The following is a 20,623-nucleotide window of genomic DNA, read 5'->3' on the forward strand; positions in this document are numbered from 1 at the left end:
GCTTACTTCTTCTCGTCCTCGTCGTCCACGACCTCGGCGTCGACGACATCTTCATCCGAGGATGCCGCATTCTCGCCCTCGGACGCGGGCTGCTCGCCGGCATCCGCCGACTGCTCGGCCTGCGAGGAGGCGTAGATCGCTTCGCCGAGCTTGCCCTGCGACGCGTTGAGCTTGTCGAACGCGGTCTTCACGGCCTCGTCATCCTCGCCCGCGAGCGCCGTCTTGAGTGCGTCGACGTCGGCCTGGACCTCTGTCTTGACCTCTTCGGGCAGCTTCTCGGCGTTGTCGGCGATGAGCTTCTCGATCGAGTACGAGAGGGTCTCGGCCTGGTTGCGCACCTCGGCGGCCTCGCGACGCTTCTTGTCTTCGGCGGCGTGCTCCTCGGCCTCGCGCACCATGCGCTCGATGTCCTCCTTGGGCAGCGACGAGCCGCCGGTGATCGTCATCGACTGCTCCTTGCCGGTGCCCTTGTCCTTGGCCGACACGTGCACGATGCCGTTGGCGTCGATGTCGAAGGTGACCTCGACCTGCGGAATGCCGCGCGGCGCCGGTGCGATGCCGGTCAGCTCAAACGTGCCCAGCGGCTTGTTGTCGCGCGTGAAGTCACGCTCGCCCTGGAAGACCTGGATCGCAACCGACGGCTGGTTGTCGTCGGCGGTCGTGAAGGTCTCGCTGCGCTTGGTCGGGATGGCGGTGTTGCGCTCGATGAGCTTGGTCATGATGCCGCCCTTGGTCTCGATGCCGAGGCTCAGCGGGGTGACGTCGATGAGCAGCACGTCCTTGCGCTCACCCTTGAGGACACCGGCCTGCAGGGCGGCGCCGACGGCGACGACCTCGTCAGGGTTGACACCCTTGTTGGCGTCCTTGCCGGTCTCCTTCTTGACCAGTTCGGCGACGGCGGGCATGCGGGTGGAACCACCCACGAGCACGACGTGGTCGATGTCGGCGACCTTGATGCCGGCCTCGCGGATGACGTCCTCGAACGGCTTCTTGGTGCGGTCGAGCAGGTCCTTGGTGAGGTCCTCGAACTTCGCGCGGCTCAGCGTCTCGCTCAGCGAGACGGGGCCCGAGTCGGTCAGCGAGAGGTAGGGCAGGTTGATGCTGGTGCTCGTCGAGGACGACAGCTCCTTCTTGGCCTGCTCTGCAGCCTCCTTGAGGCGCTGCAGTGCGATCTTGTCGCCCGAGACGTCGACACCGGTGGTGTCCTTGAACTGCTTGATCAAGTACTCGACGACGCGCTGGTCCCAGTCGTCACCACCGAGGCGGTTGTCACCGGCGGTGGCGCGCACCTGGATGGTCGAGAAGTCGTCGTCCTTGCCCACTTCGAGCAGCGAGACGTCGAAGGTACCGCCACCGAGGTCGAAGACGAGGATGAGCTCGTCTTCCTTGCCCTTGTCCAGGCCGTACGCGAGGGCGGCGGCGGTGGGCTCGTTGATGATGCGCAGGACGTTCAGGCCCGCGATCTCACCGGCCTCCTTGGTGGCCTGACGCTCGGCGTCGTTGAAGTACGCCGGCACCGTGATGACGGCGTCGGTGACCGTGTCACCGAGGTACTCCTCGGCGTCACGCTTGAGCTTCTGGAGGATACGCGCCGAGATCTCCTGCGGCGTGTAGGCCTTGCCGTCGATCTCCTGGGTCTTCCAGTCGGTGCCCATGTGACGCTTGACCGAGGTCAGCGTTCGGTCGACGTTGGTGACGGCCTGGCGCTTGGCGGTCTCGCCGACGAGCACCTCGCCATCCTTGGTGAAGGCGACGACCGAGGGGGTCGTGCGGAATCCTTCTGCGTTCGCGATGACCTTCGGCTCGCCGCCCTCGAGGACGGCGACGACGGAGTTCGTCGTACCGAGGTCGATACCCACTGCACGTGCCATGTGTGCTTCTCCTTCTGTGTGAGTGGAAAAATCTTCGGGATTGAGTCAGGACGACTCAACTTGTCCCGAGCTCCACGATAGACCCCGGCATCCACCCTGTCAAACCAAGTTGAGCCGACTCATATCAAGTTTTCAGGCTCGCCCCGGGTCGGCAGCCAGAGCATGATGGCGGCATGGGACTTCCGGCCGACTTCACGCGCCTCACCGGCGAGCGCGTCACACTCGATCCGCTGCGGCCGGACGACATCGACCCGCTGTTCGCCATGCAATCCGATCCAGCCGTGACCCGGTACCTCCTCTACGGGCCTCGCACCCGCGAGCAGGTCGAAGAAGTGCTCGCCCGCGATGCGCCGCGCACGCGACTCGCGGCGATCGACGACTACCTGCAGCCGGCGATCCGAGACGAGCACGGCGCCTTCGTCGGCACGATGTACCTCACGATGCACAGCATCGACGACCGCACGGCCGAGATCGGCTGGATTCTGCTGCCCGCAGCGCAAGGCAAAGGGTACGCGGCCGAGGCGGCGCGGATGCTGCTGGATTACTGCTTCGGCCCGCTCGACCTGCACAGGGTCTATGCCGAACTCGACCCGCGCAACACCGCGTCGGTCGCGCTCTGCGAACGGCTGGGGATGCGTCACGAAGGCCACTTCGTCGAGGACATGTTCCTGAAGGGCGAATGGACCGACACGGCCCGCTACGCGATCCTCGAGCGCGAATGGCGGCGCGAGCACCCCGCGCCGATAGCCTGAGCACAGCCCGCACCGGCGCGGCACGCGGCATCCATCAGGGTGCGGCACCATCCGTTCACGGAAGAGACGCAGTGTGACCGACATGTCGCAGCACGATCAGCCCGCCGCACCCGCACAGTCCGCCGACGCCCCGCCCCGCCGCCAGGTGTGGTCGTGGGCACTGTGGGACTGGGCGACGCAGCCGTTCAACTCCGTCATCCTGACGTTCGTCTTCGTCTCGCTCTACCTCGTCTCTGATGCGTTCCTGCCCGCCGAGATCGCCGCCCAGAACGCCGACGGCACCCTCACGTGTGCAACCGACGCGGATGCCGCGACCCCATACTGCCAAGGGCTCGCCGACCTCACCGAGTGGTACGGCTGGATCACGTTCGCCGCGGGCATCCTCGTGCTCGTGCTCGCCCCGGTGCTCGGACAGCGCGCCGACGCGAACGGCACGAAGAAGCGCTGGGTGGTCGGCGCGACCGCCGCGCTCGCACTCATGCAGTTCGTGCTGTTCTTCGTCTCAGCCGACCCCGCGTACTTCTGGCTCGGCGCAGCAGCAGTCGCGCTCGGATCGGTGGCGTCCGAGATCGCCGGCGTGAACTACAACGCCATGCTCGTGCAGGTCTCCACACCGAAGACCGTCGGGCGCGTCAGCGGCCTCGGTTGGGGACTCGGGTACATCGGCGGCATCCTGGCCCTCGTCATCGTCGTCGTGCTCAACCAGTTCGAGTGGTTCGGCATGGACACCTCCAACGGGCTCGCCTACCGGCTCATCGCGCTCGGCGCGGCGGTGTGGACGATCGCGTTCGCGGTGCCGTTCGTGCTGAACGTGCCCGAATCGCCGGCCCGACTCGACCGCCCCCGCGTCGGGTTCTTCGCGGGCTACGTCGTGCTGGTCAAGGATGTCGCGAAGCTGTTCCGCGAGCACCGCGCGACGGCGTGGTTCCTCATCGCGAGCGCCGTCTACCGCGACGGTCTCGCCGGCGTGTTCGCGTTCGGTGGCGTGCTCGCGGCGGTCTCGTTCGGCTTCTCGGCGACCGAGGTCATCATCTTCGGCATCGCGCTCAACCTCGTCGCCGGCGTCTCGACGATCCTCGTCGGGCGGCTCGACGACCGCTTCGGCGCACGCAACGTGATCGTGGCCGCCCTCGGCATCCTGATCGTCAGTGCGCTGTTCGTGTTCTTCTTCCGCGAAGGCGGCAAGACCGTGTTCTGGGTGGGCGGCATCATCCTGTCGGCCGCCGTCGGCCCGGCACAGGCATCCAGTCGTGCGCTGCTCGCACGACTCACCCCCGACGGCATGCAGGGCGAGATCTTCGGGCTCTACGCCACCACCGGCCGCGTGATGAGCTTCCTCTCGCCACTGTTGTGGTCGGCGCTCATCGCATGGTTCGGGGCGACGCACTACGGCATCCTCGGCATCACCCTCGTGCTGGCCGTCGGTCTCGCCCTGCTGCTGTTCGTGAAGCTGCCGAAGCACGAACAGGTCTGACGCGGCCCGTTCACACGACTGCGTCAGTTCGCGGCGACTGCGGCATCGATCGATGGCGCGGATGCCGGGGACTGGCGCAGTCACGGTATCAGCCGAGTCGGACTCCGACTCCTCTCATCGTCTGGCACAACGATTCGAGGAGGTCGCCATGACATCACGCAGGCAGCGGGTTGGGTGGAGCGGGTTGGCGATCGCCATCGCGACGGTGCTCGGCCTGGTCGCAGGAGCCACGCCGGCCAGCGCGCTCGACGGCACCACCGAATGTCAGGCGTACGCGACGAAACATCCGTATGAGACCGTGGTCTGCGCGTCCAAAGAGCCGCGCCAGACAGCCGATATCCAACCGGGCGGTGGCCTCAGCGACGCCGACAATCAGACGTCCACCGGTGGTGGGGGTGGCGGAGGCGACTACGCGAACCGCAGCAAGAGCGACAAGGCGCAGCACTGCTGGGACGTTCGACAACTGATCAAGGCCCTCCAGAAGGAACTTGCCGCGGCGGAAGCTGCGTACCCGGCAGCAGCGGCACTGGCCGACGAGACGGCGAAGACGGCGGCCGACCTGCTCGCGCAACTGCAGCAGTCGCGCGCCGAGACCATGCTTTACCGCGCGGAGAGCGACGCCGCGATCGAGGCGTACCTGTCGAGGGTTCCAGATGCCGGCACCGTCGAGCGGCCCGAGTGGGCCGAGGAGGGTGGCCGCGTCTACGTCGTACACCTCGACCTGAACGTCGAGGGTGCGTGGGTGACCTGGGAGGCGATGGCAACGGCGCGTGAAGCGCAACTTCGCCACCTCGAGGTGCTCGAGAAGTGGGGCAGCGTGGCCGGACCCGAGGCCCAGGCCGCCCAGGAGGCGCTCGAACAGTTGTCGAACACGATCCTCAACGCGCGAGCACTGCTGCCCCTGCTCGAAGCGGACCTGAAGGCCAGCGGCTGCTGAGCGGGACGCTGGTTTCACACGACTGCGCCAGTTCTCGGCGACTGCGGCATCGATCGATGGCGCGGATGCCGGAAACTGGCGCAGTCGCGGTATGACGCGCAGTCGCGGTATGACGCGCCGTCAGCGGGGCCAGTTGTCGGCGAGCTTGCCGAGCAGGCGCACGAGCTCGGCGCGTTCGTCGGGCGTGAACCCCGACAGCGCCGTCGACAGCTGATCGTGGCGTTCGCCGCGCATGCCTCGGGCGAGTGTCGCGCCGTCGTCGGTGAGCACGATGCGTGTGCGGCGCGCGTCGTCGGGGTCGGCTTCGCGGCGCACGAGACCCATCTCGACGGCGTGCTGCACGAGCTTCGAGGCACGCGGCTGGTCGACGCCGATCCGCTCCCCGAGTTCGCTGACGGTGAGGGGCTCGGATGCCGAGGCGAGCGCTTCGAGCAGCCGAACGCGCGCGGGCCCGCCGCCGCGACCGCCGGGGCCGAACGGGCCGCGACCGGCGAACGGGGGCGGTCCGGCGTGCCCGCCGTGCTCATGCGCACCGCCGTGGTGTCCACGATGGCCGCCGGGGCCCCACTGTCCAGGACCACCCATGGGCCCAGGGCCGCGTCGCCCGCGCAGCCGGGAGAGCGCGTCGTGCAGCGCATCGAGTTCTGCGGGGGTCGGTTCACGCTCGGTCACAGCATCCAATTTACATGCAACTTGACATGTGAAGGAATTACATGTCACACTGCATGTACATGTCAAGCGACATGCGATGCGGCCGAGGGGCGGTCGCACAACGAGAGGACTTCTCATGAACACCGAACACAACGACACCAACACTCCCCGCCCGCTCGGCTTCTGGCTGCGCGAGGTGGACGCCCGGCTGGCCGACGAGTTCGCGGCCGCGTTCGCCGCCGACGGCATCACCCGACGCGACTGGCGCGTGCTGAGCACGCTGGCCGGCGAGCGGACGGCACCCGGCGCCGCCGACCGGCTGCGCGGCAAGAAGCTGCGTCGCCTCGTCGAGCGCGGCTGGGTGACCGAGACCGATGGCGAGTGGCAGCTCACCGATGACGGCCGCGCCGCGGCCGAGCGCCTGTCGGCGCAGGTCGCCGGCATCCGCGCTCGCGTCGCAGGCAGCGTCTCGGACGAGGACTTCGCAACGACCCTCGCCTCACTCGAAGCGATCGCCCGCGAACTCGGCTGGGACGAGACCCCGCGCCCGCGCCGCCGCCGCGGTCCGTTCGCGCGGATCGGCGCTCCCGGCGAGCGCTTTCGCCAGGGTCGCCCGGGCTTCGGTCCGCACCACCACGATGAGCTCGACGGCCCGTGCGGACACCGTCACGGCGACCGCTTCGGCCACCGCGGACACGGGCACGGTGGGCACCGCCACGGCGGGCACACCACGCACGTGCACCACACCCACATCCACCACCACCACGCCTGACCGCTCGGCCCCGCCGTGCACAACTGCGGGAATCGGTCGTGACACGCCGTCTCCGGTCACCCCGGGGCGGCGCGTCGTGGTTTCGGCCCGCAGTTGTGCACGGCGGGCGACTGCAGCACGCCGTGCGACGACGGGCGGATGCCGGCGGTCAGGCCCCCCGAGACCCGGCATCCGTCGCGCCGACATCGGTGCGGTGGAAGTTCTGGAACGATCGCGACGCGGTCGGGCCGCGCTGGCCCTGGTAGCGGTTGCCGTAGGGGCCGCTGCCGTAGGGGTTCTCGGCCGCCGAGGAGAGCCGGAAGAAGCAGAACTGGCCGATCTTCATGCCTGGCCACAGCTTGATCGGCAGGGTCGCGACGTTCGCGAGCTCAAGGGTCACGTGTCCCGAGAAGCCGGGGTCGATGAACCCTGCGGTCGAGTGGGTGATGAGGCCGAGGCGGCCGAGCGACGACTTGCCCTCGAGGCGGGCGGCGACGTCGTCGGGCAGGCTGATCTGCTCGAAGGTGGCGCCGAGCGCGAACTCGCCGGGGTGCAGGATGAACGGTTCGTCGGGCGCGACCTCGATGAGCCGCGTCAGCTCGGGCTGATCCTCGGCGGGGTCGATGAACGGGTACTTGTGGTTGTCGAACAGTCGAAAGTACCGGTCCAGGCGCACGTCGACGCTCGAGGGCTGCACCATTGCGGCATCCCACGGGTCGAGGGCGATGCGGCCCTTGTCGATCTCGGATCGGATGTCGCGGTCGCTCAGCAGCACGCGGCCAGCTTAGTCGCGATGCCGCTCAGCCTCGATGCCGCAGCGAACGCCGGCGCGGATGTCGGCGAACGCTGCGTCTGCGGCAGAGCGCACCAGAGGGCTCTTGCCCGACATCCTTCGATGGACCGTTTGCTAAGCTGACCGAGCCGGTTCGCCGGCATGGGGCTGTAGTTCAATGGCAGAACTTCTGCTTCCCAATCACACTTATCGAGTTGAGTACGCTCCTCGATCCGCGGGATTCCGGGGTTTCGACGCCACATGGCGTGACAGGACGTGATGCCCATGTGTACACCTATGTGTACACCAAGGCGTATCCTCGGTACATGTCGAAGTCGCGTGAGCACGGGCAGGGCGCGCTCTACTGGGTCGCATCCAGGGGGATGTGGCGTGCGGTCATTGATGCGGGCTTCGATCCGGAGACGGGCAAGCGGCTACAGAAGGCGCGGATGTCGAAGTCGAAGGAGGAAGCGGTCAAGAAGCTCAACGCGATGCTGCGTGAGCGTGAAACGTACGGTCGGGTACTTGACCGGTCAGCCCGCGTCGTCGACGTCGCGGACGAGTGGCTCGCGGATGTGTCGAAGCGAGCGAAGCCGAGCACCCTGGCGAACTACCGGTCGAACGTGCGCGGGAAGATCATCCCGGTCCTTGGACGGCGTCTCGTCAGCGAGCTCACACCTACTGATGTGCGGCGTCTGCATGCCAGCATCCGGCAATCCGGTGCCGGGGATGCGAGCGTGGCAAGCGCGCACCGCACGCTCGTGACGATCCTTGAGCATGCCCGCGCGGAGCGACTCATCACCGAGAACGTTGCCATGCTCACGCCGCCGCGGCGCGCACGCGTCGGAAAGGCGCGGGCTTCACTGTCGCGCGAGGAGGCGAAAGCGCTACTGGACGCCGGTAGTGCCCGCTGGACGATGGGGTTGCTGACCGGCATGCGGAGCGGTGAGGCACGCGCATTGCGATGGTCTGATATCGATCTCGACAGTCACGCGGCGACCCTCGCGTGGTCCCTGACCGAAGCCGACTTCTCCCACGGGTGCGACAACACCTGCGGCTACAAGCGGGCAGGGCGATGCCCGCAGCGGAACATCGAGTTGTCCGACGACCTCGAATGGCACCTTCTGCGGGACCGTTACGTGCTGGTGCGGCCGAAGAACGACAAGCCGCGACAGATCCCCCTCACCAAGGTGATGGCTCAACTGCTCCTCGACTTCCGCGAAACGGACCTCACGCCGAACCCTCACGACTTGGTATGGCACCGGCCGGACGGCGCGCCACTCACCAACCAGGACGACAACAACGATCTCCGACAAACACTGAAGTCCGCCGGCATCGATCAGCCCACCGCGACGACGCACTGGCTCCGGCACTCCTATGTCACCCTCTCCGAGCACGCCGGCATCCCCTGGGCGGCATTCTCCGGTGTCAGCGGGCACAGCAGCCCCGAGGCCTCCGACCCGTATCGACACGTTCTCAGCGCAGAGGGACGTCGCGCCGTCGAGACACTCTCGACCTGGGTGTCCCGGACAGACGCAGACTGACGCGACCCCGTCTCGCGGCTCGCCACCGGCCACCATGTCAGATTTGATGAGGGCCGAATGGCCCTCGCCATTCGGACCTCCTTGCCTTCCTGCGAGCGGAGCGCGGCGGGTCAAGGGTGGCTGCTCGCAGCCATTCTCCGAAGGAGAACGCGAAGCGCCCTTGACGCGCCGCGCGGAGCGAGCCTTCTCCTGGCTCCCCAAGCAGGAGACCATCCAACTGAAAATCGTGAGGTCACGGGATCGACGCCCGTCGGAGCCACTGAACCCCCGAGGTGGCTTCTACACCGAGGGGGTTCTTCTTATTCCCAGGTGGAAGGGCCTTACTGGCGTCGACCTCACCGCCCCTGACGGGCCTTGACCGAGTCGCAGCGGTAGTTCGAAGCCAACCGATCCCTAGCTTTGTGCCGGGAATGTGCCGGGAACTCCACAAATTCTGCCTTCCCTTGGCGCCCGGGCGCCTTGCTGGAAGCCGCGCACCACTGTCCAGGGGCTCGGCGCCACCATGGGGCAACCTGGCATCGCCCTATTGGACGTGGAGCTGACTCTGGCTCCTCCCGACCGTGGGCGCCCGCACTCGCATGCTCCGAGCGGCCGCCTCGGCACCCGTCAGGTGCAACTTCTGTCCCGCATACCCACCGTTCAACGGAACAGTGAGCAGACACCCCTATTGGGGCGTGAGAGATCGAATGTGTGAATTTGATCGCTCCGCGGCGGTGAATCTTCATCGCTATCTGGCGCCGTGGGGTGCCCGGTAGGGATCCTTCAGCGGGACTGCTCATGGAAAGATGAACGCTCCGATGGCGAAAGCGGCGAGTTGATCGGTGTGTTCGGGTTCGCCGCGCTGCCCGCGATCATCATGAACAAGGCGATGAGCCTGATCGTCGTGATCACCGCCATCCCCGCACGGCTGATCAGCGTGCCACTGGCCGAGCTCTCCCCGTACTTGTACATCGTCCTGAACCTGCTGGCCGGAAGCCTGATCGGCGCGTGGGTCGGCGCGCACTGGGCGACGAGACTTGGCTGGAAGGCCCTGTACCGGGTGATCGCGGTCCTACTGGTGCTGATCGCGATCCTGCTCTTCGTCACCCACTTCTTCGCCGTCGAACCCCTGAACCTGCCCCTGGTCCCCGGACGATCCTCGGCGTGATCGCCGGTAGCCTTATCGGCGTTTTCGCGGCACTGATGGGCGTTGCCGGTGGGGAATTGCTGATCCCCACGATCGTGCTTTTCTACGGCACCGACATCAAGATCGCCGGAAGCCTCTCTCTGCTGGTCTCGCTGCCGACCATGCTGGTCGCTTTCGCCCGCTACAGGTGCTCGGTCAGAACAAGCGGTTCCTGATCGCGATGACGGCGGGATCGATCGCCGGCACAATCGCCGGCGGCTTCCTCCTCGATGTGATCCCCAGCCTGATCCTCATCCCACTGCTCGTCCTGCTCCTGTTGCTGTCCTCGATCAAGGTCTGGAACCACCAGTAGGCACGCCTTCCACCGACCTCAGGAGACCTATCCCCGGTACGACCCGCGGAGGATCCCTTACCGGGCGGCCGTCACGCGAGCGTGGTCAGGTGATTGTAGTTATCCGCTTCCGGCGTGTTTCGCCGCGGCCCGGGGCCAGCATGCGTAGGCCGTTGAGGATGATCAGTGCGGCGCTGCCTTCGTTCAGCAGGAGACCGGTGGTCAGCGACATCCAGCCTGCGAGGGCTGCGACGATCAGAACCGCCACAACAGCAAGGCTGAGCGCGATGTTGATCTTGATGTTGTTCCGGGCGCGGCGCGAGAGGCGGATCGCGGCGGGGAGCCGGTCGAGCTCGTCGGCCATGAGGGCGACGTCGGCGGTCTCCAGTGCGACGTCGGTGGCGGCGGCGCCCATTGCGATGGCCAGATCGGCGTTGGCCAGTGCGGGGGCGTCGTTGACGCCGTCACCGACCATGGCGATCACGCCGTACGTTTCGCGCAGCTCGAGCACGGCGGCGGACTTGTCCTCGGGTAACAGTTCGGCGCGATAATCGTCGAGTCCCAGGTCTGTGGCGGTGGACTTGGCCACGGTGGTGTTGTCGCCGGTGAGCATCAGGATCCGTTTGATCCCCAGCGCACGCAGCTCGTCGATGGTGCTCTGCGCGTCGGGGCGCAGCTGGTCGGCCACTGCCACCACGGCCAACGGTCGACTGGCGTCGCGGAGCACGACTGCGGTACGGCCTTCCGCCTCGGCTTGAGAGACCGCACGCCCAACGTCGGGGTCGGTGCGGTCGGCGGCCGTGGGACGGCCGATGTGCAGGGCGCGGCCGTTGACCGTGGCCTCCATGCCGGCACCGGGCAGCGCGCGGGCGTTCCAGGCGGCGGGAATCGTGAGGTTGTGGGCGCGGGCGCCGGTGACGATCGCGCTGGCGATGGGGTGCTCGCTGCCGCCCTCGACCGCGGCCGCCAGGGCCAGGGCATCGTGCTCTGTCACGTCGCCGACGGGGGTGACGCCTGCCAGGGCAGGCCGGCCGCGGGTCAGGGTGCCGGTCTTGTCGAAAGCGACGACCTTGATGTCGGCCAGTCGTTCGAGGTAGATCCCGCCCTTGATGAGGATGCCATCGCGCGCGCCGCGGGCGATCGCGGTGACGACGCTGACCGGCACGGAGATGACCAGCGCGCACGAGCAGGAGACGACCAGGACGACGAGTGCCCGATAGATCGCCTCGCGCCACTCGAACCCGAGCAGCGGCAGCACCAGGGCCACGACGATGGCCAGGACGAACATCGCGGGCGTGTAGACGGCACTGAACCTGTCGGCGAACCGCTCGGCTCCGCCCCGCTTGGCTTGGGCTTCCTCGACTTGCTCGATCACTCGGGCGAGCACGGTGTCGTAGTGCTCTTTGGTGACCTGCACACGCAGCACCCCGTTGCCGTTCAGGCTCCCGCCGAAGACCTCGGTGCTGACAGTGGCCTCGACCGGCACCGACTCTCCAGTCACCGGGCTGGCGTCCACCCAGGAGACACCCTCGGCGACGACGCCATCAGTGGGCAGGCGTTCACCGGGGCGCACGAGCACCACGTCACCGGGATGCAGTTCCTCCACCGCAACGGTCTCGGTCTGGCTACCGTCGGTGACTCGGTTGGCGGTCGGGGGTGCCAGCTCCATGAGTGCGCTGATGGACCCGCGCGCACGGTCGGTGGCGTAGGCCTCCATCGCTTCACCCAGGCTGAAGATGACGACGAGCATCGCGGCCTCCTCGATGACGCCCAGCGCGATCGCCCCGATCGCGGCCACGACCAGCAACACGGATATCGTCAGGCGCTTGTTGCGCACCGCCCGCACTGCGCTGCGGAGCGGATAGACACCGCCGACGATGATCGACGCCCAGAACAGCGCCAGCGCGACCGGCTCGGAGTGGATCGTCCACTCCACGATCAAGCCCACGGCCAGCAGCACTGCCGCCACCGCGAGGGTCACCGTTTCGGGTTTCCGCCACCATGTGCGGCGAACCAGCCGCGGGGCTGCTGGTTCGGCCACCTGTGACGGCGTGCTCGCGTCAGTACTCATCCTGGTCTTTCCTCTTTCAGCTCGTGGGGAGGTAGCAGCAGGTCAGGCGCGAACCGGGCGAGCCGGCCCCGTCGCCGATAGGGCCAAGCCGGCCTTCCTTGCTGCTTCGATCACGGCGGCTTCAGTGACGGTGCCGTCGTGGGTGACCAGGACGACACCGGAAACCAGGGCATCGACCTTCTGCACGCCGGGGAGTGCCTCAACTGCGACGAGGTCACCGGAGCAACTCACGCATCCGCCCCCGAGGGCGCGGTACTTGGAACGGACGAGGGCGGCGGGTGCATTCAAGGGATCTCTCCTTCGATCGACATGACTTCGATCATCTTCGAAGTCCGATTCCATGCTACTCAGACTTCGATACTTGTCAAAGTGTCGAAGTCTGAGAGGATGGAGACATGTCGACGTCCCTCTTGGTGCTTCCCGTGGATAGTGCATTGGGTTACTGCACGCCGCTGTCCCGCGAGCCGATCACACCCGCGCAGGCGGAACCGCTCTCCCGGATGCTCAAGGCTCTGGCAGACCCCGTTCGGTTGCGCCTGATGTCCATGGTGCTCTCGCACGAGAACGGCGAGGCGTGCGCGATGTGCGACCTCACCGAGGGCTTTGACCTCTCACAATCGACCCTCAGCCACCACCTGAAGATCCTGCACGACGCCGGACTCGTCGACAGGGAAAAGCGCGGCGTCTGGGTCTACTACAAGGCACGCCCCGAGGCGATGGACGCACTGCGCACCGTCTTCAGCGTCGACTTCTGAGCGAAGCAACCTTGTTCGCCGCCCGTGAGGAGGTACGGCCTGTCGAAGAAAAAACGCGACGCAATGCTCCCGTCGTCTGACGAAAGGCGAGCAAGATTGCGTTACCTGCATCATGAGGCGTCGTCTTGGTTAAGAACAGTTTTTCGAGACACGGCCCAGGCCCGAAGAGTCGCGGTTGATTCGGGCGCAATCTCGTGGGTCCTTCTGTCTTGATAATTCGTCTCGTCGCGTTTTGTCTCACATGCGTTTGCAGAGGGGTTTTCTGAGTCATACTGAGCGTATGAGGCTTCTGGGGTACACGCGAGTGAGTACGACGAGCCAGGATGCGCAGCTTCAACTCGACGCGCTCGTGGCGGCGGGAGTGCAGAAGCGGGATGTCTTCAGGGACGTGACCTCCGGGAGTCGGAAGGCGAGCGAGCGCCCCGGCATGAGGAAGCTGTTCGAGCACGCGGCCGAGGGCGACACCGTCGTCGTCTGGCGGGTCGACCGCCTCGGGCGATCGCTCATCGATGTGCTGAACACGGTCAACCTGCTGCGCGAGCGAGGCGTGCACGTTCGGTCCATCTCGGATGGCATCGACCCGACGACCTCAACGGGCAGGCTGATGCTGAACATGCTGGCCACTTTGGCGGAGTACGAACGCGAACTGATAGTCGAGCGGGTCAACGCCGGCATCGCGGCCGCACGTCAAAACGGAACCCGGTTCGGTCGACCCCTGTCCGACCCGGTCGTGATCGCGGAGAAGTTGCAGCTTGTGGCTGAGGCTCGGTCTAGGGGCCGCACCGCGGAAGAGGCGGCTCGTCTCGTGGGGTGGAGCCGCGCGACGCTGTACCGGCATCAGCAAGCGCACGCGTCACGTACCTCGACGATGTAGCGATCTTGGATGGGGATGAGCGGTGGCGGATCCTTCGGCTGCATGTCGAAGACCAGATCCCGCTCGCCGTCCTCGCCCGGGATTGCGGGATCAGCGCAAGAACGCTTCAACGCTGGCACCAGCTGTACCGCGACGGCGGCCCCGCCGCGCTCGACTCTCATCCCCGCAGTGACCAGGGGGTGCGACGCACACGGCCCGAGACCGTGGCGTTCATCGAACGCCTGGCTCTAACCAAACCTCGCCCCGCCCTCGCTACCCTCCATCGCCTCGCCGCCGCCGATGCGACGCAACGAGAGCTCCCCGCGCCGAGCTACTCGACGGTCAGAGAGATCGTGATGGAACTTGACCCGGCCCTGGTCACGCTTGCGTTGGAGGGGCCGGCGTCGTACCGGAACAAGCACGAACTCGTGTTTCGTCGCCGCGCCGAGCACCCGAACCAGACGTGGCAGTCCGATCACACCGAACTCGATATCCTCATCGTCGATGCCGACGGGAAACCCGATCGGCCCTGGTTGACGACCGTGCTGGATGATCACTCCCGCGCGATCTGCGGCTACATGGTGTTCACGGGTGCACCCTCCGCGATGAACACCGCCCTCGCACTCCGGCAGGCGATCTGGCGCAAGACCGACCCTGCCTGGGCGATGTGCGGGATTCCCGACGTTCTCCATGTCGATCACGGCTCCGACTTCACCAGCCGCCACCTGGAACGCACCGCCATCGCGCTGCACGTGCGGATCATCCATTCCACGGTCGGCCGGCCACAGGGGCGCGGGAAGGTCGAGCGATTCTTCCGCACCGTCAACTCCGAGCTTCTAGCAACTTTGCCCGGGCATATGAGCCGCGGGAACAGGAACCCGAAGCCAGTCATCGATCTCACAGAGCTTGATCGTGCCATCAGCGCCTTCATCGCGACCTACAACGACCGCACCCATAGCGAACTCGGAATTTCTCCGAAAGAGGCATGGATCGCGGACGGTTGGCTTCCCCGCATGCCTGACAGCCTCGAGGAACTCGACGGGCTCCTTCTCACGGTCCCGAAGAATCGTGTCGTCCAACGAGACGGTATCCACTTCCAAGGCCAGCGGTACCTCGCCCCAACCCTGGCACCCTTCGTCGGACACACGATCACCATCCGCTACGACCCCCGCGACATCTCCGAGATTCGCGTCTACGACCGAGACACGTTCATCTGCACCGCCATCGATGAAGCCCACCCGAACCTCCGCCTCAGCCTCCGCGACATCGAAACCGCACGCCGAGCACGGCGCCGGGAACTACGTCGCACGATCAATGACCGCATCCCCAGGGTCGCTCACCGCGAGGAAACCCGCACACCTGACTCCGCACCGAGGCGGCCCCGGTTGCGCACCTACGAGGAGGACGAATGATGAGCCACGCGTTTATCGTCACAAAGGAGCACCGACGCTTCACCGAGTTCGCCAACGCCGTCCGAAAGGACAAAACGATCGGGATCTGCCACGGTCCAGCTGGCGTCGGGAAAACCAACTCCGCGCGCCGGTACGCGAATTGGGACATCCTCGAGCCCTATATCGACGAGTGGGGCCCCCGCGGAGACCACGACGCCAAACACTATGCACTCGCGAACCGATCTCGCACCGTCTTCTACACACCCGAAGTCCTCTGCCGCCCGAAAGACCTCATGAGCGACATCGACCACTGGCAGATGAAAGTCGGCATCTGCGCCGACGAGCACCTCAGGTCGCTCAGCACAGACGCCGCCTCGTCCAGGCAGAACGACGTCAAGCGCCTCATTGAGCTGCTCATCATCGACGAAGCCGAACGACTCACGCCGAGCGCCCTCGAGCTGCTTCGTGACCAACACGACCGCACCCACCTCGCGATCATCCTGATCGGAATGCCGGGCATCGACGAGCGCTTCCGTCACTACCCGCAACTCTTCAGCAGACTTGGATTCTCACACCAGTACCGGACCCTGGGCCGCGAGGAACTGCTCTTCGTCTTGGACCGCCACTGGAAACGGTTAGGTAAGGTCCTTGACCTTGACGACTTCACCGACGCGCAGGCCGTCGCCGCGATCGAACGAATCACCCGCGGCAACTTCCGCCTCCTCGAACGACTTTTCCCCCAGATCACCCGGGTACTAAAGATCAACCAGCTCGACACGATCACCGACGACGTCGTTGAAGCCGCGGCCAGCATCCTCGTCATCGGAAACTAGCGACGCAAAGCCATCACAGAACGCCGCCAAAGAGCGACGAACTCCACAATCGAATGTCTCGCGGAACCAGGTACTCGATGGAACCGTATGTCGGATAGGGATCCCCTTGCGGTCACATATGGCAGCCCTTCCCGAACTCACGTTCGACCCACCGAAAACGTCCGATGAGGGCTTCGGCCAGTGGCCGTTACGGCGGGGGGTTTCGGCGGTTCCATCGCCCGGCGTGTTGAGTGCTGATCCGCGTCGGCGCCGGCCGTGCCGTAAACGATCGTTTTTGACACCACGTGGTGAGGCTCGCTTCCAGCGTCATCACACTCCGACAAGGGCAGATTGAGAGCAGCTACTCGTTGGGGCATCCTCGCAGGGCTGTCTCATCGAACGTCGGGGCGGGACGGGCCTGCGCCTCTTCTGGGGTTTCAGCGATTCCATTGCTCGAAATGTCGTCGATGAGCCAGTTCATCTCGAGGATTTCGTTGCGCTGTGCCGCGCTGATTTCGGCGGCGAGTTCGCAGACGCGAACGTCCTGGATCTGTGCACGTTCGGAGCGGGTGATGGCGAGGGAGTGGTGGGGGATCATCGCGTTCATCCAGGCGGTGTCGTCCACGGTGATCTGACTGCGGTCAAGCGCGACTCCGCCGGCGAGCAGCAGGACGCTAACTGTGGCGACGGCGATGTTCGCTTTGACGCTCTTGTACATGTTGAGCATCCACGCCAGCATCACCAACCCCATCGCACCGCCCATGGTCAGGGCCATGAAGACGCGGCTTTCGCTGAAGCGGATGTGGCTCCACTCCCAGGAGCCGACGAACATCACCCAGTACATGACAACCATCCCGGTGAGGATCATCGCCCCGAATCGGAGATACATTTTCCAGGGCTTGGAATGACCCTGCTGGCTGTGATCGTCGGTCGCTGCGCTTTGGTCGTTCTGCTTGGGATCGGGGTGGTCGTTCGCGGTCATGACGTCTCCTGTTCGGATGGGAGGGGGTGCGGCGACGGTGACGGGGCGGGCGATTGCGGCATCGACCGTCCCGTCAGCGACCGCCAATGGCGGGTAGTGCTCGCAGGAGGACTGCGAACCTGGGCCGCTTTAGAGAGCGGCGAGAAGGTCGGTGCATGCCTCCTCGCAGCGGCGGCAGGATTCGGCGCACACGCGGCAGTGCTCATGCATGTCTGCGTGCTGTTCACACTCGGCGGCACAGGACGCGCAGGCGGTGCGGCAGGCTTCGAGCAGGGCGCGAACCGTTGCAACATCCGGTGCGGTTTGGCGGGAGAGCACTGCACCTGTGGCGGCGCAGATGTCTGCGCAGTCCGAGTTCTTCCGGATGCATGTAACGAGCTCCGCGACCATGTCTTCTCCGAGGCATGCGTCCGCGCAGGCGGTACATGCCTGGGCGCATTCGGCGCATGCCTCGATACAGCGCAGAAGGGCGTCCTGGGTTGCGGCGAAACCGACTTTCGGGTGGGTGGCGAGCATCTGATCTGCAACAGTCATGGCTGCTTTCCTTTCTTCGGGGGCCTTCCCCGACATGCGGTCACCCTAGAGCGGGGTCGAGGGTCGAGGTAGGGGGTTGAGGTCTGTCGATGAATGGCGGCCGTAAACCAGGTTCAATACGGCCAACGTTCACGGCGGCCGGTTGACGCAGCCTCGGCTCGCCCGGAAACGATCGTTACCGGTGCGACCGCAGCGGAAGGCTGCTCAGATGGATGAAATGAGGTCCGCGCAAGCCTTCGCCCCTCGTCTGGCGATGTCCACTCGCCGTGCGCAGGAAGCAGTGGCCTCCTTGTGTGGTCCGCAGATGTCGCCACACGACGAGATCGCGGAAAGGCACCGCCGCACCGTATTCCGTACCGCGGCCAGCTCGACGGTGGCCTGGCCGAGCATCACCGCAACTTCCCGGCAGGCGTCGGCGGCCTGAATGACCGTAGCGTCCCACGCGCACAGGTCAGGCGATACACCCTCGGACTGCGCGTCGCGTGTATCAAGCTCTCGCGCCAGCTCAAGGTACACAGCAATATGGGCTGCCCTCTCCGGAACGGTCATGCGGCCATCGAAGGCACGCAGTTGCAACGCATGCTCCAGGGCAGATGTTCGCTCTTCGTCAGGTGCTGCCTCCGAGCGGCGAACAGTTGTGCCCGCGGGCGGTCCGGGCGTGGGGTGGTTCAAACTGCGACCCCTCGTGCTCGGAGGAAGGGGGCAGGGTCAACCCGGACGCCGCCGATGTACACCTCGAAGTGGAGGTGGCAGCCGCTGGAGGCGCCGGTGCTGCCGATGTACGCGATAACTTGACCGGCGCGCACTCGTTGCCCGTAGTTGACGTTGTAGCCACCGTTGATGATGTGCGCGTACCCAGTGACCGTGCCGTCTGCGTGCTGGATCTTGATGTAGTTGCCCCATGCGCCGCTGTATCCAGCGAAGATGACGGTGCCGGGGTACGCGGCGTAGATCGGGGATCCGCAGCTGCTCGCGAAGTCAATCCCGCGGTGGCCGGCGCGGGTGCAGTAGCCGTTGCGGCAGATGCTGCCGCGGGTTCCGAACCATGAGCTGATCCATCCGTGCGCCGGTCGAACCCACCCGGAGGACTGGACCTTCCCGCCGCTGCCCCCGCTACTGGAGCTTTCGCCTCCGGTTCCGACGTTGTTTGGGGCTTGTCGGCGCCGTTCTTCCTCGCGGCGGCGTCGTTCTTCTTCGCGTGCGCGGGCAGCCGCTGCTTCCCGCGCACGGCGGATGCGCGCCTCGCGTTCCCTGCGTCGAGCTTCCACGCCGGCCTGGTACTGGCTGATCGTGCGGGATGTTGTGTCTTGAAGGGCTGCGAGTTGAGCGTCGAGCACGTCACGGTACTCGTTCTGACTAGCTAGCGCGTCCAGGGCTGCCTGCGCCGCTGCTTGCGCCGTCTGCATCTTCTGTTCGGCTTCCGCCTCCCGGCGGTTACGTTCGTCGCGAGCTACCTGAGCTTGATCGCTGAGGTGGCGTGCGCTGTCGCGGGCGCCAGCAGCGTCGGCGTAGACCTCCCGGTTCGCGTCGACGAGACGGTCCATCGACCCCAACCGGGACAGCAGATCGTCTGCGGAACCGGCGGAGCCGGAAAAGAACAGGTCCAGGGTCGGATCGGTGTTCCCTGAGCGGTATTGCTCAGCCGCGAGGGCACCAAGCTTGGCGGCGGCAGAGTCGGCCCGGGCCGACTCTGCGTCGGCCTGTTGCTGGAGGGACTCGGCGCGCGCGACGGCGTCCTCGTAGGCCTCCAGAGCGAGGACATGTTCTTGGCCGAGCCGGTCGGCTTCGGCTTGCTTCGTGTCCACGTCCTGCTCGAGTGATCGGATCAGCCCTTGAATTCGGGTGACTTCGGCGCCCTTCGCGGCCTCGTTGTTCCGAGCCTTTTCGACGTCATCCCAGGTGGGGTATTCCGCGGCGAATGCTGATGGAGCGAGGCTGGCTCCGGTCGCGGCGAGGAAGACCCCGATCGCGCCGGCGCTGAGCGCGCGCCTCCGAGTGATTCCCCCACGTAGCGCGCGGGCCTCTTCCGCAGTGGGGCCGCAACCGCATGGGACGTCGTCAGTGACGTTCTGGATGTCCGTCATGGTCGGTCAGTTCGGTGAGGTCAACTGCTCGGAGACGGGTAGCGCGGTGAGCCCCGATTCCCCGGCGATAAGGATGTCGCCAGTGTCGGTAATCGCAACGGCCTGCGGGGTGGCTGGGGCAACGCCCACTTGCTCCCACGCCTGTGATCCTGCCTGCGCGACCCAGAGGGTGTTGCCGCTGCCAATCCCGACAATGCGTTGCCGGTCGGGGGACGTGTTGAGAAGTGCGATGAGTGGGGCACCGTCCCACGGGACGAAGCGGCCCCCGCCGTCGAGGCTCACCTGTAGTCCGTCGGGAGTGGATGCGATGAGGCGTTCATCTGCGTCGACGGTCAGGTTGAACGCCGGCAGGGCGCTGCCGGTGGGTGCCCATGTCTGGCCCTGGTCGGTGCTGGTGAGGATGTCGGGGTTGTCGGTCGTGATGCCGTACAGGGTGCCGCTAGGGCCGGCGGCGAGGACGTGGAAGTCCTTCTCGCCGGTGTAGGCGACGGGTTGCCAGGACTGCGCGGTGTCGGTGCTGCGGATGATGCCCAGGTGCGGGGCGCCGAGTTCGGGAGGAGTGTCGGGCCCGGGGTGACCGGAGGCGATCAGGGTGCCGTCGATCGAGGTCAGACCCATCGCATCGAACACGGGGCCGGCGACCGGGTCACCGAGCTGGCCGTCCTCGGTGGCGGTGTAGATGCCTTCGTGGGTGCCGATGAGGAACCCGTTTCCGTCCGGGGCAGGCACGATGCTGTGCACGTGGGTGGTGGCTACAGGCTGTGGTGATGTCACTTCCGGTTCGGATGAGGCGCATCCGGCGAGGGTGAGAGCTCCGACCGCAATCGCGGTGACGGCGGCGAGGGAACGGGTGAGCGTGCGGGATGAGGGCAGGGCGGAGTGAAGAGGGAGGTGTGTCATGGTGTTGACCTTGCGCAGCGGGAATCGAGGAG

The 20,623-nt window shown here is 66.1% G+C and carries 22 protein-coding genes; 12 read left to right on the forward strand and 10 right to left on the reverse strand.

Annotation, left to right across the window (positions count from 1 at the left end):
• Nucleotides 1-2: 2 nt before the first annotated feature.
• The gene (gene dnaK, locus AC3ENX_RS06885) at nt 3-1,871 is read right to left on the reverse strand and encodes a molecular chaperone DnaK (protein ID WP_434811125.1); all 1,869 of its coding nucleotides are present in this window, start codon (nt 1,869-1,871) and stop codon (nt 3-5) included.
• 173 nt (nt 1,872-2,044) lie between these two features.
• On the opposite strand from dnaK, the gene AC3ENX_RS06890 reads away from it, so the two are divergent.
• From AC3ENX_RS06890 to AC3ENX_RS06900, 3 genes are all read left to right on the forward strand, one after another.
• On the forward strand, nt 2,045-2,623 hold the full coding sequence (locus AC3ENX_RS06890) for a GNAT family N-acetyltransferase (protein WP_434811126.1): 579 nt from the start codon (nt 2,045-2,047) through the stop codon (nt 2,621-2,623).
• 82 nt (nt 2,624-2,705) lie between these two features.
• Nucleotides 2,706-4,097, forward strand: a complete 1,392-nt coding sequence (locus AC3ENX_RS06895) for an MFS transporter (protein ID WP_434811127.1) — start codon at nt 2,706-2,708, stop codon at nt 4,095-4,097.
• Nucleotides 4,098-4,245: 148 nt separating this feature from the next.
• Entirely contained in the window at nt 4,246-5,034 is a 789-nt protein-coding gene (locus AC3ENX_RS06900) for a hypothetical protein (protein ID WP_434811128.1), read from the forward strand.
• A gap of 120 nt (nt 5,035-5,154) precedes the next feature.
• Here AC3ENX_RS06900 and AC3ENX_RS06905 read toward each other — a convergent pair whose 3' ends face one another.
• Nucleotides 5,155-5,706 carry a MarR family winged helix-turn-helix transcriptional regulator gene (locus AC3ENX_RS06905; protein WP_434811129.1) on the reverse strand — a complete coding sequence of 184 codons (552 nt, stop codon included), beginning with the start codon at nt 5,704-5,706 and terminating at the stop codon, nt 5,155-5,157.
• Between the two features lie 115 nt (nt 5,707-5,821).
• Here AC3ENX_RS06905 and AC3ENX_RS06910 point away from each other — a divergent pair, with 115 nt between their 5' ends.
• The gene (locus tag AC3ENX_RS06910; RefSeq protein WP_434811130.1) at nt 5,822-6,457 is read left to right on the forward strand and encodes a MarR family winged helix-turn-helix transcriptional regulator; all 636 of its coding nucleotides are present in this window, start codon (nt 5,822-5,824) and stop codon (nt 6,455-6,457) included.
• 148 nt (nt 6,458-6,605) lie between these two features.
• Here the strand turns inward: AC3ENX_RS06910 and dcd are convergent, their stop codons facing one another.
• Entirely contained in the window at nt 6,606-7,211 is a 606-nt protein-coding gene (gene dcd, locus AC3ENX_RS06915) for a dCTP deaminase (RefSeq protein WP_434811131.1), read from the reverse strand.
• 323 nt (nt 7,212-7,534) lie between these two features.
• On the opposite strand from dcd, the gene AC3ENX_RS06920 reads away from it, so the two are divergent.
• The 4 genes from AC3ENX_RS06920 (at nt 7,535) to AC3ENX_RS06935 (ending at nt 10,230) form a co-directional block, all read left to right on the forward strand.
• Entirely contained in the window at nt 7,535-8,752 is a 1,218-nt protein-coding gene (locus AC3ENX_RS06920) for a tyrosine-type recombinase/integrase (RefSeq protein WP_434811132.1), read from the forward strand.
• An 814-nt stretch (nt 8,753-9,566) separates the two neighbouring features.
• Nucleotides 9,567-9,899 (forward strand): hypothetical protein, encoded by a 333-nt coding sequence (locus tag AC3ENX_RS06925; RefSeq protein WP_274647530.1) that lies wholly within the window; start codon nt 9,567-9,569, stop codon nt 9,897-9,899.
• Complete coding sequence (locus AC3ENX_RS06930) at nt 9,896-10,093, forward strand: TSUP family transporter (RefSeq protein WP_274647531.1); 198 nt, start codon at nt 9,896-9,898, stop codon at nt 10,091-10,093. Before AC3ENX_RS06925 ends, AC3ENX_RS06930 begins: the two co-directional genes overlap by 4 nt.
• Before the next feature lie 5 nt (nt 10,094-10,098).
• Entirely contained in the window at nt 10,099-10,230 is a 132-nt protein-coding gene (locus AC3ENX_RS06935; RefSeq protein ID WP_274647532.1) for a hypothetical protein, read from the forward strand.
• Nucleotides 10,231-10,315: 85 nt separating this feature from the next.
• Here the strand turns inward: AC3ENX_RS06935 and AC3ENX_RS06940 are convergent, their stop codons facing one another.
• On the reverse strand, nt 10,316-12,055 hold the full coding sequence (locus AC3ENX_RS06940; protein ID WP_434811133.1) for a heavy metal translocating P-type ATPase: 1,740 nt from the start codon (nt 12,053-12,055) through the stop codon (nt 10,316-10,318).
• A 267-nt stretch (nt 12,056-12,322) separates the two neighbouring features.
• A complete protein-coding gene (locus AC3ENX_RS06945) occupies nt 12,323-12,622 on the reverse strand; it encodes a hypothetical protein (RefSeq protein ID WP_434811134.1) in 300 nt (99 codons plus the stop codon).
• 53 nt (nt 12,623-12,675) lie between these two features.
• On the opposite strand from AC3ENX_RS06945, the gene AC3ENX_RS06950 reads away from it, so the two are divergent.
• The 4 genes from AC3ENX_RS06950 (at nt 12,676) to AC3ENX_RS06965 (ending at nt 16,112) form a co-directional block, all read left to right on the forward strand.
• On the forward strand, nt 12,676-13,035 hold the full coding sequence (locus tag AC3ENX_RS06950) for an ArsR/SmtB family transcription factor (protein WP_434811135.1): 360 nt from the start codon (nt 12,676-12,678) through the stop codon (nt 13,033-13,035).
• Nucleotides 13,036-13,315: 280 nt separating this feature from the next.
• Nucleotides 13,316-13,909 carry a recombinase family protein gene (locus AC3ENX_RS06955; RefSeq protein WP_274647536.1) on the forward strand — a complete coding sequence of 198 codons (594 nt, stop codon included), beginning with the start codon at nt 13,316-13,318 and terminating at the stop codon, nt 13,907-13,909.
• A 5-nt stretch (nt 13,910-13,914) separates the two neighbouring features.
• Nucleotides 13,915-15,300, forward strand: coding sequence for a Mu transposase C-terminal domain-containing protein (locus AC3ENX_RS06960; protein WP_274647582.1), 1,386 nt, complete (start codon nt 13,915-13,917; stop codon nt 15,298-15,300).
• Nucleotides 15,300-16,112 carry an AAA family ATPase gene (locus AC3ENX_RS06965; RefSeq protein WP_274647537.1) on the forward strand — a complete coding sequence of 271 codons (813 nt, stop codon included), beginning with the start codon at nt 15,300-15,302 and terminating at the stop codon, nt 16,110-16,112. Before AC3ENX_RS06960 ends, AC3ENX_RS06965 begins: the two co-directional genes overlap by 1 nt.
• A 340-nt stretch (nt 16,113-16,452) precedes the next feature.
• On the opposite strand, the gene AC3ENX_RS06970 is transcribed toward AC3ENX_RS06965, so the two are convergent.
• The 5 genes from AC3ENX_RS06970 to AC3ENX_RS06990 form a co-directional block, all read right to left on the reverse strand.
• Nucleotides 16,453-17,073, reverse strand: coding sequence for a DUF305 domain-containing protein (locus AC3ENX_RS06970; RefSeq protein WP_394279609.1), 621 nt, complete (start codon nt 17,071-17,073; stop codon nt 16,453-16,455).
• A 129-nt stretch (nt 17,074-17,202) separates the two neighbouring features.
• Nucleotides 17,203-17,607, reverse strand: a complete 405-nt coding sequence (locus AC3ENX_RS06975; RefSeq protein WP_082886195.1) for a four-helix bundle copper-binding protein — start codon at nt 17,605-17,607, stop codon at nt 17,203-17,205.
• 204 nt (nt 17,608-17,811) lie between these two features.
• Complete coding sequence (locus AC3ENX_RS06980; protein ID WP_434811136.1) at nt 17,812-18,156, reverse strand: hypothetical protein; 345 nt, start codon at nt 18,154-18,156, stop codon at nt 17,812-17,814.
• Nucleotides 18,157-18,275: 119 nt separating this feature from the next.
• Nucleotides 18,276-19,691 (reverse strand): peptidoglycan DD-metalloendopeptidase family protein, encoded by a 1,416-nt coding sequence (locus tag AC3ENX_RS06985; RefSeq protein ID WP_434811137.1) that lies wholly within the window; start codon nt 19,689-19,691, stop codon nt 18,276-18,278.
• A 6-nt stretch (nt 19,692-19,697) separates the two neighbouring features.
• Nucleotides 19,698-20,432 (reverse strand): sialidase family protein, encoded by a 735-nt coding sequence (locus AC3ENX_RS06990; protein WP_434811138.1) that lies wholly within the window; start codon nt 20,430-20,432, stop codon nt 19,698-19,700.
• Nucleotides 20,433-20,623: the final 191 nt, after the last annotated feature.

This window comes from Microbacterium sp. bgisy189, assembly GCF_057707225.1.

Bases quoted from the DNA above. Each gene is read 5' to 3' on its own strand.
- dnaK (WP_434811125.1), bottom strand. From the start codon at position 1,871: ATGGCACGTGCAGTGGGTATCGACCTCGGTACGACGAACTCCGTCGTC.
- AC3ENX_RS06890 (WP_434811126.1), top strand. From the start codon at position 2,045: ATGGGACTTCCGGCCGACTTCACGCGCCTCACCGGCGAGCGCGTCACA.
- AC3ENX_RS06895 (WP_434811127.1), top strand. From the start codon at position 2,706: ATGTCGCAGCACGATCAGCCCGCCGCACCCGCACAGTCCGCCGACGCC.
- AC3ENX_RS06900 (WP_434811128.1), top strand. From the start codon at position 4,246: ATGACATCACGCAGGCAGCGGGTTGGGTGGAGCGGGTTGGCGATCGCC.
- AC3ENX_RS06910 (WP_434811130.1), top strand. From the start codon at position 5,822: ATGAACACCGAACACAACGACACCAACACTCCCCGCCCGCTCGGCTTC.
- AC3ENX_RS06920 (WP_434811132.1), top strand. From the start codon at position 7,535: ATGTCGAAGTCGCGTGAGCACGGGCAGGGCGCGCTCTACTGGGTCGCA.
- AC3ENX_RS06935 (WP_274647532.1), top strand. From the start codon at position 10,099: ATGACGGCGGGATCGATCGCCGGCACAATCGCCGGCGGCTTCCTCCTC.
- AC3ENX_RS06945 (WP_434811134.1), bottom strand. From the start codon at position 12,622: ATGGAATCGGACTTCGAAGATGATCGAAGTCATGTCGATCGAAGGAGA.
- AC3ENX_RS06950 (WP_434811135.1), top strand. From the start codon at position 12,676: ATGTCGACGTCCCTCTTGGTGCTTCCCGTGGATAGTGCATTGGGTTAC.
- AC3ENX_RS06955 (WP_274647536.1), top strand. From the start codon at position 13,316: ATGAGGCTTCTGGGGTACACGCGAGTGAGTACGACGAGCCAGGATGCG.
- AC3ENX_RS06965 (WP_274647537.1), top strand. From the start codon at position 15,300: ATGAGCCACGCGTTTATCGTCACAAAGGAGCACCGACGCTTCACCGAG.
- AC3ENX_RS06970 (WP_394279609.1), bottom strand. From the start codon at position 17,073: ATGACCGCGAACGACCACCCCGATCCCAAGCAGAACGACCAAAGCGCA.
- AC3ENX_RS06975 (WP_082886195.1), bottom strand. From the start codon at position 17,607: ATGACTGTTGCAGATCAGATGCTCGCCACCCACCCGAAAGTCGGTTTC.
- AC3ENX_RS06980 (WP_434811136.1), bottom strand. From the start codon at position 18,156: ATGACCGTTCCGGAGAGGGCAGCCCATATTGCTGTGTACCTTGAGCTG.
- AC3ENX_RS06985 (WP_434811137.1), bottom strand. From the start codon at position 19,691: ATGACGGACATCCAGAACGTCACTGACGACGTCCCATGCGGTTGCGGC.